Raw genomic sequence first — 16,068 nt, 5'->3', positions numbered from 1 at the left:
TTTCATTGGTGGAGCCGAATCCCTGAGGGTATAGATGGCACAGAGGGACCTCGGTGAACTGCTGACGGACACGCGGCTCAACGCCGCCATCGGCTGGGTGCTCGTCGGCGTGTTCGGCCTCGTGACTGTCGAGAGCCTGCTGGACGGCGACCTGCTGTGGGCGGCCTTCGCCGTGACCGTCGGTACCGTCGCCGCGCTTCCGGCGCTGGTGCGGCGCAACCCGCGGGCGATGGCGCCCGCGGAGGTCGTCCTGCTCGCGGGGCTCCCGGTCGTCGCCCGCGCGCTCGTGACCGTTCGGATGACCAGTACTATCGCGGTGTACCTCTCGATCGCCGCCTTCGCACTGCTGGTGGCCGTGAATCTCCACCTGTTCACACCGATCGAGATGAGCGTCGGCTTCGCCGTCCTGTTCGTCGTCGTCACGACACTGGCCGCGGCGGGGCTGTGGGCGCTCGCCCGCTGGGGCTCGGACGTCCACCTCGGGACGACGCTGCTGCTCGAACCCGGCCCCGACGGCCTGCTCAGTGACGCCGATCTCGACCAGATCGAACACGAACTCATGGTCGAGTTCGTCGGCTCGGGCGTTGCCGGGCTCGTCGCCGGGCTCGTCTTCCAGGTGTACGTCCGCCGGCGAGCGACCGTCTCCGAGCGGGTCGAGGGAGGCGTCGCATGAGGCTCCGCGACCGGCTCGGCATCACCGCGCGCCGCCAGCGCCAGCTCACCTGGCTGATGGAGTTGGTCATGCTCGGCGTCTTCCTCTACGGCGTCTGGAAGCTGAACGTGAAGATCATGGCCAACGCGGGCATCGCGCTGCTGATCGCACAGCTCGTGCCGGTGCTCGAACGCGACTACGGCGTTCCGCTGGACGCCGGCCTGACGCTGTGGATCACCAGCGCCGTGTTCCTCCACGCGCTCGGGACGATCGGCACCGGCGGAGAGAGCTTCTACCAGAGCGTCTGGTGGTGGGACCACATGACCCACGCGCTGTCGTCGTCCGTGATCGCGGGCGTCGGCTACGCCACCGTCCGCGCGCTCGACGAACACTCCGACCAGATCAACCTGCCGCCCAGGTTCGTCTTCGTCTTCATCCTCCTGTTCGTCCTCGCCTACGGCGTCTTCTGGGAGATCATCGAGTTCACCATCGGGTACGTCGCGACCCTGCTGGGAACCGATACCATCCTCACCCAGTACGGGCTGGAGGACTCGCTGTGGGACCTCGTCTACAACACCCTCGGCGCCGTCGTCGTCGCCACCTGGGGCACCGCCCACCTCAACGGCATCTCCCAGTACATCCAGAACCGGCTCGACCAGCGGGCGGCCTGAGCGGTCGCCCCCGAGCACCGCACGTCGGCGACGGCCGTCAGATCCCACCGGCTCCGTCGGTCGGCCGAACCTTTTGTACCGTGGGGCCGTATCGCACACTGCGATGGTTTTCAAGAAGATAACGCTGATCGGGACCAGCACCGAGAGCTTCGACGAGGCGGTCGACGACGCCGTCGACCGCGCCGAAGCGACGCTCCAGAACGTCAAGTGGATCGAGGTCGAGGAGATGGGCGTCGAAGTCGCCAGCGTCGAAGACCGGGAGTACCAGGCCGAGGTCGAGGTGGCGTTCGAACTCGAGGACTAGGTCCGGAAGCTCTCGCCGCAGCCGCACTCGCTGACCACGTTGGGGTTCTCGACGTGGAACCCCTCGCCCTGCAGCCCGCCCTCGAAGTCCAGCACCGAGCCCTCCACGTAGTCGATGCTCGCCGGGTCGACGAACACGCGCAGCCCGTGGTGTTCGTGGACGGTGTCGTCGTCGTCGGGCTCGAGTTCGAAGCGCATCCCGTAGGACAGCCCCGCACAGCCGCCCTGCTGGACGAACAGTCGCAGTCCAGACACGTCGGTGTCCATGTCCTCGTCGTCGAGCAGCGAGACGGCCTCCTCGGCGGCCGCCTCCGTCACCTCGATGCCCGCTCCGCCCGGGTCGGGGTCGGCCTCCGTCGTGGAACTCATACCCATCAGTTCCGTCCCGAACGTGTTAACCCTGACGGCGGGCGAACCGAGGCTCACGGTCTCCGTCGGGAACGCCCGTCCCGGCGCCTCGGGCTACAGCCGCTTCTGGAAGACGTACTCGGTCGCGGTGGTGCCATCGAAGTCGGTCTCCTGCTCGTCGACGCGCTCGAAGCCGATGGCCTCGTAGAAGGCGATCCCGCGCTCGTTGTCCGCCAGCACCTCCGCCTCGTAGGCGGTCACGTCGCGGTCGTACAGCGCCTGTTCGACCTCCGCGAGGAGGTTCCGGGCGATCCCCTCGCGCCAGTGGTCGGGGTCGACGTAGAGCCGATACACCTGGTGGACCCGCCGGGGCGGGTGCGGGCCGGCGTGGGCGTAGCCGACCACCTCGCCGTCGACGGCGGCGACGAAGAAGTCCTGGGCCTCGTGTTCGACGCCGGCCTCGATGGCGTCGTCCCCGTACCACTCGTCGAGCATCGTCTCGACCACGTCCTCGCCGAGGACGTCCTCGTAGGCCGCGTGCCACGCGTCGTCGGCGACTCGCTGGATGCCGGCCACGTCGCCGGCGTTCGCCGGTCGATAGCGTACGTCCGCTGTCATGCACGACCGAACGGCGCTATCGCAGAAAGACCTGACGACCCGCGTCGCCGCCGCGCCCGCGACCCCGAGGGGTAATCCGGCGCTACTCGCCGGTACCGTCTGCGTCGGAGTCCTCGTCCCCGTCGACGGCGCCCGCCTCGAGGCGCGCGTCGACGCTGTGGGCGTGGGCCTCCAGCCCCTCGGCGTTGGCCAAGGTCGTGACGGTGTCGCGCAGGTCGCCCAACGCGTCCTCGGAGAGTCGCTGCACGGTGGTGGACCGCAGGAAGGTGTCGACGGAGAGCCCGCCGGTCACACGGGCCTTGCCGTTTGTCGGGAGGACGTGGTTGGTCCCGGTCGCGTAGTCGCCGGCCGCGACCGGGCTGTAGGGGCCGAGGAAGGCGCTGCCGGCGCTCGGGATGCGGTCGAGCAGCGCCTCGGCGTCGTCGGCCTGGATCGAGAGGTGCTCGGGGGCGTACTCCTCGGCGAACAGCACCGCCTCGGGCATCGACCGCGCGAGGAAGACGCCGCTGGCGTCGTTGTCGAGCGCCGCGCGGATCGTCTCCTCGCGGTCGCGGCCCGTCGCGTGGTCGTCGACGGCCGCGGCGACGGCCTCGGCGGTCGCCTCGTCGTCGGTGACGGCGACGACGGAGCTCGTCTCGCCGTGTTCGGCCTGGGCGACCAGATCCGCCGCCACGAGCGACGGGTCGGCCGTCCCGTCGGCGATGACCAGTACCTCGCTCGGCCCCGCGAGGAAGTCGATCTCCACGTCGCCCCGGACTTCGGCCTTGGCGGCGGTGACCCACTGGTTGCCGGGACCGACGACCTTCTGGACGGCGTTTATCGTCTCGGTGCCGTAGGCGAGCGCGGCGACGGCCTGGGCGCCGCCGACCTGGTAGACGGCGTCAGCGCCGGCGATGTCGGCGGCCGCCAGCGTCACCGGGTTGATCTCCTCGGCCGGCGGGGTCGCGACGGCGACGTGCTCGACGCCAGCGACGACCGCCGGGATCACGCCCATCAGCACGCTGGAGGGGTAGGCGGCCGTTCCGCCGGGGGCGTAGACGCCGACCGTGTCCAGCGGCCGAAAGCGTCGGCCGAGTTCGCGACCGCCGAAGTCCTCGGTCCAGTCCTCGGGCAGCTGACGCTCGTGGAACTCGCGGATGTTGGCTGCCGCGTCCTCGATGGCCGCGCGGGTCTCCTCGTCGATCGCCTCGGCGGCGCGTTCGACGCGGTCGGTCACGTCGACGTTCCCGACCTCGACGCCGTCGATCTCACGCGAGAGGTCCCTGATCGCGACATCGCCCTCGGACCGCACGCGGTCGACGATGTCGCGGGCGTCGTCGCGGACGGCGTCGACCCCCGCGTCGCGGTCGAACAGCGCGGCCCGCTCGCCGGGGTCCAGCGCGTCCACTCGTCGCACGTTCATACCGAGCCCTTGCCGCGACTGGCCCATACGACTTGCTATCGCGGCCGGCCGGCACCGCCGACCGGTGCCGCCGAAGCGGTCGCCGGGAGCGCGACCGCTCGATCGAACCGCGTCGGGCCGTCAGCTCTGGACGTACCACCAGGCGGTGACGACGAGGAGCATGAACAGCCCGCCGAGGAAGAAGGCGACCGCGGGGTCGGCCAGCAGCGAGTCGCCGCTCCCGGCGACACGACGGGCGCCGTCGACCGTCTCCGCAGGGACCTGCGTGGCGGTGTCGAGGGTGATCGTCCCCGAGTCCATGCCCGTCTCGGTCGGCGTCGGCGAGGGCGGCTCCGTCGTCGTGGGGGTCGGCTGGGGCGTCGCCGTCTGCGTCGCGGTGGGCGTCGTCGTCGCCGTCGGCGTGGCCGTCACGGTCGGGCTCGGCGTCGCTGCGGGCGTGGGCGTCCCGGCCGGCGTCGGTGACGGAGTGCCCGCGGGCGTCGGCGTGGCGGACGGCACCTCCGTCGCGGCCGGCGTCGACTGCGTCGCGGTCGCGGGGTCGGGCGTCGGGCTCGGGGTGGCCCCGGCAGTGTCCGTCGCCGTGTCCTCGCCGCCGAAGATACCGATGTCGCCGCCGTCGGTCGTCGTCGACGTCACCGCGTCGTCTTCCGGTTCCGGACCGGCTCCGCCGCCGTCGCCGCCCGAGGCACCGGCGTCGCCGCCGTCGCCACCGCCAGCATCGCTAGCGCCGTCGCCACCGCCCGCTCCCCCGCCGTCACCGCCGTCGTCGGCGCCGCGCTCGGCGCCGGACTGCGAACCCATCCCGAACGAGACGCCGTAGTCGCCGAGGTTCGCCCCGGACCCGCCGAACAGCCGTCGAACCGCGAGGCTCGCGACGGCGAGCAGGCCGACGGAGCCGAGCAGGCGCGTCAGCGCGGTCTTCAGGCGCGATCGGTCGTGTTCCCGACCGGCGAAGAGGACGAGCGCCTCGCTGGCCGGCGCGTAGATGGTCATCTCCGTGCCCTTCTCGGAGTACCCCTCGCCGGCGGGCTGGATCAGCTCGGCCGCTTCCAGACGCTCGACGTGGTAGTGGACGTTCTGCAGCGACGTGCCCACCTCGTCGCGGATCTCCGGCGGCGTCTTCGGCTCCTCGTACAGCGTCGCCAGGATCTTCCGCGCGGTGTCCGACGAGAGCGCGGACAGCGCCTCCTCGGTCGCATCGTCGTCGAGGTCGAGGACTCGCGGCTCGTCGGGCGTCCGCGTCGGCTCCGACTTGAACGGCAGCAGACGACCCATTGCCCTAGCACAGATGGCCGACCATAATGGGCTTTCCCAAAAGACAAAAACTCGTTTGAAGCTCGGATCGCGCGTAGGACCGCCCAGCGTCCGTTATCGGTAGAGCCGCGAGAGTATGTGCAACGACGACAGAACCGCCGCGACCCCCACTTCGCCGATCAGTACGAACAGCAGCGCGACCGACCGCTCGGCCGGCGGCAGGACGACGGTGTAGACGTACCAGCCGGTCCCGACCGCCAGCGAGAGGAACAGGACGTGGACCAGAACCCACGGGCCGAGCCGGCGGAGCGCGGCGAGCGCGCGGCGAGTCACCGACCGCGACGACCGCCCTGGGCTCGGGCGCTCCTCGGTGACATCCCAGAAGCTGGTCGTGGCGTACGAGCCCGACGACCGCTCACGCCGCCGCGTCCCGTCGGTCGCCGTCCCGACGCTCGCGCGACGACGCCGTCGGTTCCCGGAGTCCGTCCCCCGATCCGCTACGTCCGCCCGCGCCGTCTCGCTCTTCGTCGTCCCCGACGCTGTCGCGCTCTTCGTCGCCCTCGACGCCGACCCGTCGTTCGCCCGCTCGGACGCCGTCGCGCCGGAACCGGCCGTCTCGGTGTCGTCACCGCTCGGTGACTGGTCGCCGTTCGACGGTTCACCACCCGCCGATCGTTCGCCGCCGTTCGACGGTTCGCTGTCGCGGGGTCCGGTCGAACCCGACGAACCGGGACCGACGCCCGAACCCGTCGAACGGGCGCGCGCGGTCCCGCCCGTCGCCCCGTCGGCATCGTCGTCGGGCTTCGAGGCCGTGGCGTTCGTCGACCGGGACGAACGGCCGGTCCCGTCGCGGGTCCGACTCCGACCGGCCCCCGGGTCGCGAGTCCGGCGCCGGCCGGCCGCCGCGTCGCCGCCGTCGCTCGCCGCGCCGCGGGAGCCAGTCCCCCCTGTCGTCGGTCCGTCGTCGGGCGGCGCGCTCGCTCCCGTCGCGGAGTCGGTGGTCCAGAGCGACGAGTCGGCGTGCGACCCGACGTACGCTCGATGTCCGAGCCGGTCGTACCTGGCGCGCTCGGCCGCGTCGAGGAGCGTCTCCTTCGCGGCAGTCAGCCGCTTGAACCGGTCGGCGGCGTCGGGATCCGAACTCACGTCCGGGTGGTGCTCCTTGACGCGCTCGCGGTAGGCGGCGCGGATCGCTTCCTCGTCGGCGCCGGGTCTCACCCCGAGGACGCCGTAGAACGTCCTGCTCATACGCCCAGTGACTGTTTCGCCCCCTTCTTTCGGCTTCACCTACAAGTAAGTTGCTACCGGAGACACGGGCGAGGACCCGAAATTCCGCGAGTACGAACCCCCACTCGCGCCCGGGACACCGGAACGCTACGACTCGGTCCGTCGGCCGCCGTCGGCCACCGCGCGGCGCTCCGGCGCGCTCGTCCGACCGGTCTCGCCCAGTTCGGGGTGGCAGTCCTCGCAGACCCACGCGACCGTCCGGTGGGTCATCGTCTCCGTCCGCTCGCGTCGCCGCCACGCTCGGAATACGTCGTCGCCGCAGTGGTCACATTCTACCATCGTATCTCACAGTGTGACAGACGTTCACATATAGCTTGCCCTGAAACGAGTATGGACGCCCGGGAAGTCGTAAGATGTCCTTATACGGTCCGGAGTGAGTCGTCGGTCGCCGGCGGCTGGAGGCCGTCGACCGTCGAGAGGCCGTCCGCGAGAGGGGATCGCTTTTGACGCGGACGGGCGTACGGACGGACGAGAATGGCAACGAGTGACTGGTCTCCGCTTCGAACAGTCGTCGCGCTGGTCTCCGCCCTCGGCCTCGGCGGCGGCGGGCTGGCGTTCGGGTTCGTCCTCGCTTCCGTCGCGGCCGCCGTACTGACTCTCGGTCTGGGTATCGAGATCTCGCCGGCGGCGGTGATCGTCCTGAGTCTCGTCTTCGTCCAGGGGGTGGGCTGTGCCGGCGTCGCGCTCGCGTACCTCGAACTCCGCCCGACCGTCGGGCCGAAGATCAGGTCGCTCCTCGGGTTCGAGGGCGTCCCCGGCCCGTTCGACATCGACGCCGACCTCCCGGATCTTCGCGCGGTCGCCGTCGTCGTCGGCGGCTACGTCCTCGCGCTCGGCGCCGCCTTCGGCGGGTCGATCCTCGTCACCCTCCTCCAGGTCGACACCGGCACCAACCAGGCCGCCGAGATCGGGATGGAAAACCCCGAGGTCCTGCTGATACTGATCCCCGCGTCGATCCTGATCATCGGACCGGGCGAGGAGTTGCTCTTCCGCGGCGTCGTCCAGGGGCGACTCCGCGAGGTGCTCGGCCCGGTCGCCGGCATCCTCCTCGCCAGCACCGTCTTCGCCGGCCTCCACTGGTTCGCGCTGACCGGCGGCTCCGCGGCCGGTAACTTCGTCGCACTGGGCGTCCTCGTCGGCCCCTCGCTCGTCTTCGGCGCGGCCTACGAACTCACGGACAACATCGTCGTCCCGTCGCTGATCCACGGGATCTACAACGCGACGCTGTTCACGCTCCTGTACGTCGTGATCGCCTTCAGCGACCAGCTCCCCGACCCCCAGAACGCGACCGCGGCGGCGCTCGCGCTCCTCTGACCGCGCTCCGCGCTACAGCTGCGCGAGCGCGAAGAGGATCGGCGGATACACACCGAGCACCGTCGCGCTGACCACGCCCATGAGCGCGCTCGCCGGGTCGGCGTCGTCGGCGATCCGGCCGGTGTAGGTCGCGTACGCCGAGTAGCAGCCGACGAGCGAGAACAGGAGCGTCGCGACCCGTCCCAGCGTCCCCCAGCGACCGACGGTCGCGATAGCGTACCCGAGCCCGGCGAACAGCCCTCCCGCCAGGACGAAGAACACGACCGCCTCAAAGACGGGCTCGGGGGGTTCGTCCTCGCCGTCCCGCGGCGGCGGCTCGTAGTGGCGGCGCGTGACGACCGCGACCGCGACCGCACCGCACAGCGAGACGAGCGCGATCGTCGCGGTCTCCGGGTCGACTGGCATAGTCACATCGTTCGAAACACCCCGTCTTAACGGTGGATCACTCGTGGCGGAGCCGGCGCCGTCGCTCCGGGTGTCGAATGTACGCCCGGAACACTACCGGACGAGTTTCTACTAGTAGGCTCGGTGGAAGTAAAGCGCCACCATTTCCGGGGTCGAATCCGAGGACGACGACAGATCCAGTACAGCAGTACATTAATTACGTCAGTACACTAAGTACGGTATATGCCAGTACGTATCGAAGAGTTCGAAACCGGAGATCTGCCCAACGGCCCGAGCGTTCCCGAGCAGGTGCTCACCTATCTGTACACGAACAGAGATAACGCATTCACTCGTTCCGAGATTGCGACCGGAATCGACGAAGATCCGAACACAGTCGGGACTTCTCTCTCTCGACTGAAACAGCGCGATCTCGTCCGACATAAAGGAGAGTACTGGGCGATAACAGGGGATCTGGATCGGGTGAGAGACGCCTACGATCTTCACGCTATCACGGAACGACTGAATGAGGAAGACGAGGGGATCGATCCGGACGAGTGGGACGCTGTTGCCCCCGACGAACCACATCCCAGCGAGCGAGACAGATAAATGCGGCCGGAGCAAGGCGACGTGGTGCGAAGCGCGGACCCATTCAAACTGGGTGATGATACCCAGCGACCGTGGCTAATTGTCAACAACGATTCGCATCCGTTCAGTGACGAACAGTTCGTCGCAGTCGCTATCTCGACCAAAGAGTACGAGGACTCGATCGCACTGAATCCGGACGTATGGACGGTTGGCGGAGTACCACAAGAATCGTTCGTCTCCCCGTGGGCAGTTCATTCACCTCGCATCGAAGATCTCGTCGCGTGGCAGGGACGAGTCGCGGACGAGATCGTCGAGGATGTCGTTACTGCGTTGGAGAAGTATCTACGGTAGCCCGAAATGTACGCCCGGAACACTACCGAGCGAGAATTTACTAGTAGGCTCGGTGGAAGTGTAACGATCAGCTCACTATCGTAGAATTTGAAAGACATCGCCCGGACGATCGCACGCAATCGTTCGATCGACTGTGCAAACGGTTTCAACTTCTACTATAGCACGGACGCCCCGATCTACTCCGCCAGCTCCCAAGATCCGTCAAGAACTGCTGTACTCTGTTCGATTATTTGGTTGGTGAACTCCGTCGTGATACGTCCCTGTGGATCCGCTACTGCACGATGTTTGACCGTTCCGATAACCCACGGAGAGCAGTATGATTTCTTATCGGGATTTTGGCCTGTAATCCACGCATCTCCGACCTCGTAATTTGCCGGGAGATCGCTCGTCGTGAGTGCAGCACAAACGTACTCCTCATCGGGATACGGTAGCGGTTCTGCGACCAAAACTAACCAAAGTCGAGGGTTTGAGCCCTGTCTGAAGGGATCGGGTGCCCAGAATACATCCCCTTTTCGATAGGCGTCACTCACGCTGTTCACGCGGATCGACCGCGTACTCCTGCCACTCGCCGTACTCGAACGGTGCTTCTTCGTGACTTGCTGCGACTTCACTAGCGTGGGCCGTTGCAGCGTCGATACTCCGATCGTGGTCACTTATCCGCCAGTACTGCCCTCTGTGGTCTACTTGCCCGCGTTCCCGAAGCCGTACCAGCGTCGGTCCGACCGAGCCACGCTTGACCTCGGTCGCCTGTGCGATCTCGGTCTGAGTGAACGCCTCGATTGTATGCTCTTCGAGAAATTCGAGTATCTTGGCAGCATTCGTCTCGGGCTTCGGTTGTTCCTCATCGGTATCGATCTCCTCGAACCGATCAGCACTGATTGGCATATGTACTGTTTTGTATTAGATGTACTAAAGAGTTTGCTGGGTGCTCTTTTGCGTCTATCTGTGGCCGTAGACGTACTCAAAATGTACGCCCGGAACACTACCGGGAGAAAATCTACCAGTAGACTCAACGGAACTGGAACACTCGAAATCTGTGAGTCGGAAACCGGCGGATGTGAGTGTTTTACTCGTGTTCGAGAGCGTCGTAAATCTCGCGGTGTTCGTCTCGGTCAGCCTCGGCGACGCGCATTACGAGTTCTCGACGGATATCCTCCATCACGTCGTCGAGAGGGGTGCGTTCGCCTGTTTCCTCTTCTGTCGCCATGACTTCTTCTTGTCCGTCGGTCCGGTTAATCGTTCGGGTCCGATGATTCGTCGGACAGCTGATTGAGTCCGTCTTCGACAAGGTCGCCGCGCCATCGCTCGACCACTTCGTTCAAATTAACTTCTGTCGTCTGCATTTGGAGATATTCGAGCACGAAGTCCTCATCGACCGTCGTCTCGTCAGTCCCGAACTGCTTCAGTATCTCCCTGACCTCGTCGTCGTAATCGAATCGATACCCGTTGAGTAGATAGAACACAGTCGTCGCGTTGAGCGCAGTGCGCTTGTTGCCGTCCACGAACGGGTGATTGGCGACGAGGAGCCGAAGCAGATGAAACGCCTTCTCATGAACCGTCTCCGGAACTGACCCAAAGCTTCCCTCACTGACGTACTCCAGCGCGAATTCGATGTCGCCACGACTCTGGATTCCCGGGCTGGTGTCGGGGTACTCCGAGACGATATCCTCGTGGATGCCGAGGACATCTTCGACCGACGGATACCAGAACGGGTCGGTCATCGTCGGAGTCTCACGCCGAACGGACCTATTGTTTTCTCTCTACGACTGACGACTCTCGGGAGGACTCTGCAGATCGTTCGTGAGTGGAACCATCGTATCGAAGGATGTACGCCCGGAACACTAACGACCGACATCATCCCTGGCGGCGTGCCGGGTCAGCCGGGAAACCCTCGTGCCGGGCGAGGCTCCGTGAGGAGCCCGATTGCCAGACGGCGTGAGCCGTCGAAGCGGTTGCCGAGGCGACCGCGGCCCCTCGGCGGGCCGGCGCTTGCGGCGCCACTCGGTGTCGCGTGCCCGGGTTCGCCGCGCGGTCATCGCTCCCGTCTGGGTGCGCTCGGGCGGGGACTAAAGGCACGCACTCGAGGTAGTCGGCCGGCACGATTAAACGCTCCGCACCGGAGACCGGGGCGTCCGCGGCGGTCAGAGGAGCGAGTCGACCGAAACGAACCCGGAGGCGAGGACGCCGCCGACGACCAACAGCAGGGCGGCGACGACCGACGCGGCGAGGAAGAACGGACGGGCCTCCCGGGCCGGCTGGCGGACCTTCTTCTGATCGAAGCCGTCGGCGAGCTTGCTCGACCCGACCTCGACGAGGCCGGCGAGGAGGAACCACAGCGCGACCATCGAGAGGACGAGGTGGCCGCGGGGCGTCCCGGTCAGCGACTCGACCGTGTACCTTCCGGTGCCGCCGGCCATGTGGCCGCCGGACGCGAGCAGCACAAGCGCGCTCGCCCGCGAGACCCACCGCAGTCGTTCGACGACGGCCCGGAGCGGTTCGGCGTTGGCGGTGCCGTCCTGCGCGGTGGGCAGGACACCCAGAGTGACGAAGACGACGCTGCCGGTCCACACCCCGCCGAAGACGAGGTGCAGGACGTACATCGCCGTGTCCAGCGCTGACATGTGCGTTCGGGAGGACGCGACCCACTTGAACGTACCCAAGTCCGGACCGACCGTCCGACGTCACCCCGGCGGACCCAGCGCGGGGAAACGCCCCGTCGATCTACAGATCGCTCGTCTCGAGGTCGTCGACGTACTTCCCGTCGACGGCGGAGGAGAGTTCGTCGAGTTCGATCTTGTCGATGAGGTTGACGAACGCGCCGGGGTCGGGGACGAGGAAGATCCGGACCTCGAAGTCGGTGTCGCGTTCGGCCATGTCGACCACCGCGTCGAGGACGATCGACAGCGAGTCGGTGTGGACGTGCGAGAGCGACTTCTCGGCGATCTCCGCACCGGTCCCCCGGTAGACGTCGGGGGTCCCGATATCGATGGTCGTCCCGAGCGTGTTGGCGATACCGTCGATGAACCCCGACGTCATGATGTTACAGATCTCCTGGAGCGCGCTCTCGTGCATCTCGTTGAACCCGTCGGTCGGGTCGACGCCCGTCAGCAGGCCCGCGAGCTCGTCCGCCGTCGCGTCCGCGAAGGTGAGGAAGAACGTGCCGTAGGGTGGCTCTCGGAGTCGGACCTGCGCGCTGTACCGGGGATTCGGGCCGATCTCGTCGGGGATGTCCGACGGGTCGACGAACGCGAGGCTCTTGATCTTCACCGTCGACTCCACCCCGGCCATCGTCTCCAGCGCGGCGGCGACGTTGCCGGCGCCGTCTTTGATCAGACGATTGATGATCCGGAGTTTTCGGATGTCGATCAGGATCGGCATCTGCCACTCCGTTTCCGGACCGGCGTGTTAGCCGTTTCCCCCGGCGTATCAAATTCGAAATTCGACAGGGACGCGGGTAGTTCGGCGCGGTCCGGTCGAACCGACTCGGGGCCGACCGAGCGGGCGGGCCGCGACGCGCGACGAGCACCCTTAAGACCCGGCGACCGCTTCGAACGGGTATGGAACCACGGGACCTCTCCGACCACACCGTCTACCGCGCCGGGAGGGGCATCGAGGAGGTGGCCCGCGAGCTCGGGCTCGACCCCGACGACCTCGTCAAGCTCTCCTCGAACGAGAACCCCTTCGGCGCCAGCCCGAAGGCCGTCGAGGCCGTCCGCGAACACGCCGACCGCGTCTCGAGCTACCCCAAGTCTTCACACACCGACCTCACCGAGAAGGTCGCCGACCGCCACGGCCTCGACCCCGAGCAGATCTGGCTGACCCCCAGCGGCGACACCGCGCTGGACAACCTCGCCCGGGCGTTCATCGAACCGGGCGACCGCGTGCTCGTCCCGACGCCGGGCTTCGCCTACTACCCGATGTCCGCGCGCTACCACCACGGCGAGGTCGACGAGTACCGACTGGAGAAGTCCGAGAACTTCGCCCAGCGGCCCGAGACCGTCCTCGACGCCTACGACGGCCACCGCATCGTCTACGTCACCAGCCCGCACAACCCGACCGGCTCGGAGATGAGCCTGGGCGACGTGCGGACGGTCGCCGAGGAGACCGACGAGGAGACCCTGATCGTCTACGACGAGGCCTACACCGAGTTCACCGACTCCCCGTCGGGGATCGACCTCGTCGAGGAGCGCGAGGACGTGGCCGTGATACGGACGTTCTCGAAGGCGTACGGCCTCGCGGGGATGCGGCTGGGCTACGCCGTCGCGCCGTCCGAGTGGGCCGACGCGTACGCCCGCGTGACCACCCCCTTCGGCGTGACCGAACTCACGTGTCGGGCCGGCCTCGCCGCGCTCGACGACGACGACCACGTCGAGAAGACCGTCGAGACCGCCAAGTGGGCCCGCGAGTACATGCACGAAACCCTGGACGCGAAGACCTGGGAGAGCGGCGGCAATTTCGTCCTCGTCGAGGTGGGCGACGCGAGCGCGGTCGCCGACGCCGCCCAGCGCGAGGGGGTCATCGTCCGCGACTGCACCAGTTTCGGCCTCCCGGAGTGCATCCGGATCACCTGCGGCACCGAAGCCGAGACGCGCCGCGCCGTCGAGACGATCAACGAGATCGTCGCGGAGGTGTCGGCGTGAGGCCGTCGCCGCGGATGCAGGCGGTGTCCGTCTGATGCGCGTCGCGGTCACCGGAACGCCGGGAACGGGGAAGACGACCGCCGTCGAGCACCTCGACACCGACCTGGCCGTCGAGCATCTCAACGACGTGATCCACGAGGAGGAGTTCGTCGTCGAGCACGACGACGAGCGCGACTCGGCGGTCGCGGACATCGAGGCGGTCGCCGACTACCTCGACGGTCGCGACGACGTGCTCTTCGAGTCCCATCTCGCCCACCACTTCGACGCCGACCGCGTGGTCGTCCTCCGGACCCACCCCGAGGAGCTGGAGCGTCGGCTCACCGACCGGGGCGAACCCGCCGCCAAGGCCGAGGAGAACGCCGAGTCGGAGGCGCTGGACGTGATCCTCACGGAAGCCGTCGAGCGCCACGGCGAGGGGAGCGTCTACGAGGTCGACGCGACGGAGATGGACCCCGAGGCGGTCGCGGGGGCGATCGAGGCGGTCGTCGCGGGCGAGCGCGATCCCCAGGCCGGTACAGTTTCGTTCCTCGACTATCTATGACCGGTCCGAGCAGATGACACTGGACCAGTTCCGCCCCGCGGTGAGAGGCGCCGTCGCGCCGTCGGTGGCGCTGGCCAAGCGCGTCGGGCTGACGCCAAACGGGGTGAGCGTCATCGCGCTCGCGCTCGCGCTCGTCGGCGCCGCCGCCTTCGCCGTCGCACCGCGTCGCGATCCGTTGCTCTACCTCGGCGGTGCCCTCGCGGTGGCGCTGAACGGCTGGCTCGACCTGGTCGACGGCGAACTCGCCCACGAGACCGGCACCGGCAGCGACGCCGGCGACCTGCTCGACCACGTCCTCGACCGCTACGCCGACATCGCGATGATAGCCGGACTCGCCGCCGGCCTCGAAGCCTACGCGCTGGGACTGGCCGCCGTCACCGGCGTCCTGATGACCTCCTACCTCGGCACGCAGGCCCAGGCGGTCGGCCTCGACCGCGTCTACGGCGGGCTCGTCGGCCGCGCCGACCGCCTGGCGCTGGTCGTCGCCGTCGGCGCGGCGGCCGCGTTCCTCACGGAACCGTTCTCGGGGCTCACGGTGGTGGGCTGGCTGCTCGTCTTCTTCGCCGTCGTCGGCCACGTCACCGCGCTCCAGCGGTTCTACTACGCGATGAAGGCGCTGTGAGGGGACGACTGTAGTCGCCATCGGCTCCCCAGCGACCGACAGGTCCCTCCCGGTTCGACGCGGACTACTTTCGCGGCGGAAAAACCACTTTCACCCGCGGGACGGCGCGGCGATCGCCTCCGAGATTCGGCCTCCACTTTCACTCCGGAGGTGCGGCTAACGGCTTTTGCACGGGGGTCGCTGGTCGGAGGTGTGACGGCGAGCGAGTACGCGGACGACGGCAGGGCAGGTGACGGTACGGCGGGCGACCGTCGGCCGTCGCCGACCGAGGGATCGGACGACGAGGACGCGCCGTGGCATCGGCGGCGGTGGACGACCATCGTGCTGGAGGAGTGCGGCGGCGGCTGGCGGGCGACGCAGACGGGCGTCGCCGCGGAGGGCCACGGCGACACCGCGGCCGACGCCGCCGCGGCGTACTGCCGGCGGATCGCCGAGACGGCCGAGCGGCGTGCGGGCGGGGCGAGCGACGAGTGCGAGGAGCGCAACCCCGCGGGCGAGGGGGAATCGACGGCGAACGGCCGGGGAGGCCGCGATGGCTGACGCGGCGAGAGCGGACGCGCGAGTGGGCTACCGGTGTCGCGCCTGCGGGCTTGAGTTCGGCGTCGGGGCCGTCGGAGCGGCCCCGTGTCCGCGGTGTGGCTGCATCGGCGACCACGAGCGGACGGGCGCGCTCGCGGAGGCGACGGATGGTGGACCCTGAGGACCTCGCCGGCCTGCTCGCGGACCCCTACCGGGTGGCCTGCCCGAACGGCCACACGGCGCTGAAACCCGCCGCGACCACCCCCAGCGCCTACTGCCGGAGCTGCCGCGAGTCGTACCACGCGCGCGAGCTGGTCGACAGACGGATCGATTCCTGCAAACCGTACCGCAACGGGAAGGGTTAAGTATGCGTGGCATTAACACACAGATGGAGCCATACGGGGCTCCCGACGTGAACCACCGTCGTGAACTCCCGGAATATTGGCACCGTACACGAACGAGCGGGCGACTCGCGACGGGGACTGGCCACCCCGTCGCACCTCGAGGCTTTTATCGACGTAAATCGGTGAGAGCGACTGGCGTGTTACTGCGGAGTGGGTTCGATGACGACGCGAGC

At 67.9% G+C, this 16,068-nt stretch carries 23 protein-coding genes; 11 read left to right on the top strand and 12 right to left on the bottom strand.

Translation table 11 applies throughout. The annotated features are described in order from the left end of the window. Window positions 1–34: 34 nt before the first annotated feature. The 3 genes from HZS55_RS15375 to HZS55_RS15365 all read left to right on the top strand — a co-directional run bounded on the left by HZS55_RS15375 (window position 35) and on the right by HZS55_RS15365 (window position 1,627). A complete protein-coding gene (locus tag HZS55_RS15375) occupies window positions 35–673 on the top strand; it encodes a hypothetical protein (RefSeq protein ID WP_179908466.1) in 639 nt (212 codons plus the stop codon). After that, window positions 670–1,323, top strand: a complete 654-nt coding sequence (locus HZS55_RS15370; RefSeq protein ID WP_179908465.1) for a hypothetical protein — start codon at window positions 670–672, stop codon at window positions 1,321–1,323. Before HZS55_RS15375 ends, HZS55_RS15370 begins: the two co-directional genes overlap by 4 nt. A gap of 103 nt (window positions 1,324–1,426) precedes the next feature. Continuing rightward, complete coding sequence (locus HZS55_RS15365) at window positions 1,427–1,627, top strand: dodecin (protein WP_179908464.1); 201 nt, start codon at window positions 1,427–1,429, stop codon at window positions 1,625–1,627. Here HZS55_RS15365 and HZS55_RS15360 read toward each other — a convergent pair. The 6 genes from HZS55_RS15360 to HZS55_RS15335 all read right to left on the bottom strand — a co-directional run bounded on the left by HZS55_RS15360 (window position 1,624) and on the right by HZS55_RS15335 (window position 6,814). Then, window positions 1,624–1,995, bottom strand: a complete 372-nt coding sequence (locus tag HZS55_RS15360; RefSeq protein WP_179908463.1) for a HesB/IscA family protein — start codon at window positions 1,993–1,995, stop codon at window positions 1,624–1,626. The genes HZS55_RS15365 and HZS55_RS15360 overlap by 4 nt on opposite strands. 93 nt (window positions 1,996–2,088) lie before the next feature. Next, window positions 2,089–2,592 carry a GNAT family N-acetyltransferase gene (locus tag HZS55_RS15355; protein WP_179908462.1) on the bottom strand — a complete coding sequence of 168 codons (504 nt, stop codon included), beginning with the start codon at window positions 2,590–2,592 and terminating at the stop codon, window positions 2,089–2,091. An 82-nt stretch (window positions 2,593–2,674) separates the two neighbouring features. After that, window positions 2,675–3,994 (bottom strand): histidinol dehydrogenase, encoded by a 1,320-nt coding sequence (hisD, locus tag HZS55_RS15350; protein ID WP_179908461.1) that lies wholly within the window; start codon window positions 3,992–3,994, stop codon window positions 2,675–2,677. 120 nt (window positions 3,995–4,114) lie between these two features. After that, the gene (locus tag HZS55_RS15345) at window positions 4,115–5,269 is read right to left on the bottom strand and encodes a winged helix-turn-helix domain-containing protein (RefSeq protein WP_179908460.1); all 1,155 of its coding nucleotides are present in this window, start codon (window positions 5,267–5,269) and stop codon (window positions 4,115–4,117) included. 93 nt (window positions 5,270–5,362) lie between these two features. Further along, window positions 5,363–6,496 (bottom strand): J domain-containing protein, encoded by a 1,134-nt coding sequence (locus tag HZS55_RS22435; RefSeq protein ID WP_218927232.1) that lies wholly within the window; start codon window positions 6,494–6,496, stop codon window positions 5,363–5,365. 126 nt (window positions 6,497–6,622) lie between these two features. Next, window positions 6,623–6,814, bottom strand: a complete 192-nt coding sequence (locus HZS55_RS15335; protein ID WP_179908459.1) for a hypothetical protein — start codon at window positions 6,812–6,814, stop codon at window positions 6,623–6,625. Window positions 6,815–7,009: 195 nt separating this feature from the next. Here HZS55_RS15335 and HZS55_RS15330 point away from each other — a divergent pair, with 195 nt between their 5' ends. After that, window positions 7,010–7,849, top strand: coding sequence for a CPBP family intramembrane glutamic endopeptidase (locus tag HZS55_RS15330; protein WP_179908458.1), 840 nt, complete (start codon window positions 7,010–7,012; stop codon window positions 7,847–7,849). Between the two features lie 12 nt (window positions 7,850–7,861). On the opposite strand, the gene HZS55_RS15325 is transcribed toward HZS55_RS15330, so the two are convergent. Continuing rightward, a complete protein-coding gene (locus HZS55_RS15325) occupies window positions 7,862–8,254 on the bottom strand; it encodes a hypothetical protein (RefSeq protein ID WP_179908457.1) in 393 nt (130 codons plus the stop codon). A 222-nt stretch (window positions 8,255–8,476) separates the two neighbouring features. On the opposite strand from HZS55_RS15325, the gene HZS55_RS15320 reads away from it, so the two are divergent. Next, complete coding sequence (locus HZS55_RS15320; protein ID WP_179908456.1) at window positions 8,477–8,839, top strand: hypothetical protein; 363 nt, start codon at window positions 8,477–8,479, stop codon at window positions 8,837–8,839. Then, window positions 8,840–9,169: a hypothetical protein gene (locus HZS55_RS15315; protein WP_179908455.1), complete on the top strand. Its 330-nt coding sequence runs from the start codon at window positions 8,840–8,842 to the stop codon at window positions 9,167–9,169. A 522-nt stretch (window positions 9,170–9,691) separates the two neighbouring features. On the opposite strand, the gene HZS55_RS15310 is transcribed toward HZS55_RS15315, so the two are convergent. From HZS55_RS15310 to HZS55_RS15290, 5 genes are all read right to left on the bottom strand, one after another. Beyond that, a complete protein-coding gene (locus HZS55_RS15310; RefSeq protein WP_179908454.1) occupies window positions 9,692–10,054 on the bottom strand; it encodes a MarR family transcriptional regulator in 363 nt (120 codons plus the stop codon). Window positions 10,055–10,235: 181 nt separating this feature from the next. After that, window positions 10,236–10,376 carry a hypothetical protein gene (locus HZS55_RS15305; protein WP_179908453.1) on the bottom strand — a complete coding sequence of 47 codons (141 nt, stop codon included), beginning with the start codon at window positions 10,374–10,376 and terminating at the stop codon, window positions 10,236–10,238. A gap of 25 nt (window positions 10,377–10,401) precedes the next feature. After that, window positions 10,402–10,890, bottom strand: coding sequence for a type II toxin-antitoxin system death-on-curing family toxin (locus tag HZS55_RS15300; protein WP_179908452.1), 489 nt, complete (start codon window positions 10,888–10,890; stop codon window positions 10,402–10,404). Between the two features lie 420 nt (window positions 10,891–11,310). After that, complete coding sequence (locus HZS55_RS15295; protein WP_179908451.1) at window positions 11,311–11,790, bottom strand: CopD family protein; 480 nt, start codon at window positions 11,788–11,790, stop codon at window positions 11,311–11,313. Window positions 11,791–11,890: 100 nt separating this feature from the next. Next, complete coding sequence (locus HZS55_RS15290) at window positions 11,891–12,547, bottom strand: chemotaxis protein CheC (RefSeq protein ID WP_179908450.1); 657 nt, start codon at window positions 12,545–12,547, stop codon at window positions 11,891–11,893. A gap of 179 nt (window positions 12,548–12,726) precedes the next feature. Between HZS55_RS15290 and hisC the strand changes: the two genes are divergently transcribed. The 5 genes from hisC (at window position 12,727) to HZS55_RS15265 (ending at window position 15,856) form a co-directional block, all read left to right on the top strand. Continuing rightward, a complete protein-coding gene (gene hisC, locus HZS55_RS15285) occupies window positions 12,727–13,809 on the top strand; it encodes a histidinol-phosphate transaminase (protein ID WP_179908449.1) in 1,083 nt (360 codons plus the stop codon). A 34-nt stretch (window positions 13,810–13,843) separates the two neighbouring features. Then, window positions 13,844–14,350, top strand: a complete 507-nt coding sequence (locus HZS55_RS15280; protein ID WP_179908448.1) for an adenylate kinase family protein — start codon at window positions 13,844–13,846, stop codon at window positions 14,348–14,350. Window positions 14,351–14,363: 13 nt separating this feature from the next. Further along, window positions 14,364–14,972 (top strand): CDP-alcohol phosphatidyltransferase family protein, encoded by a 609-nt coding sequence (locus HZS55_RS15275; RefSeq protein ID WP_179908447.1) that lies wholly within the window; start codon window positions 14,364–14,366, stop codon window positions 14,970–14,972. Between the two features lie 192 nt (window positions 14,973–15,164). Then, entirely contained in the window at window positions 15,165–15,512 is a 348-nt protein-coding gene (locus HZS55_RS15270; RefSeq protein WP_179908446.1) for a hypothetical protein, read from the top strand. Window positions 15,513–15,658: 146 nt separating this feature from the next. Further along, window positions 15,659–15,856 carry a hypothetical protein gene (locus HZS55_RS15265; protein WP_179908445.1) on the top strand — a complete coding sequence of 66 codons (198 nt, stop codon included), beginning with the start codon at window positions 15,659–15,661 and terminating at the stop codon, window positions 15,854–15,856. Window positions 15,857–16,068: the final 212 nt, after the last annotated feature.

Source organism: Halosimplex rubrum (genome assembly GCF_013415885.1).
Classification (GTDB): Archaea; Halobacteriota; Halobacteria; order Halobacteriales; family Haloarculaceae; genus Halosimplex; species Halosimplex rubrum.
This window is presented reverse-complemented; position numbering and strand designations above follow the sequence as displayed.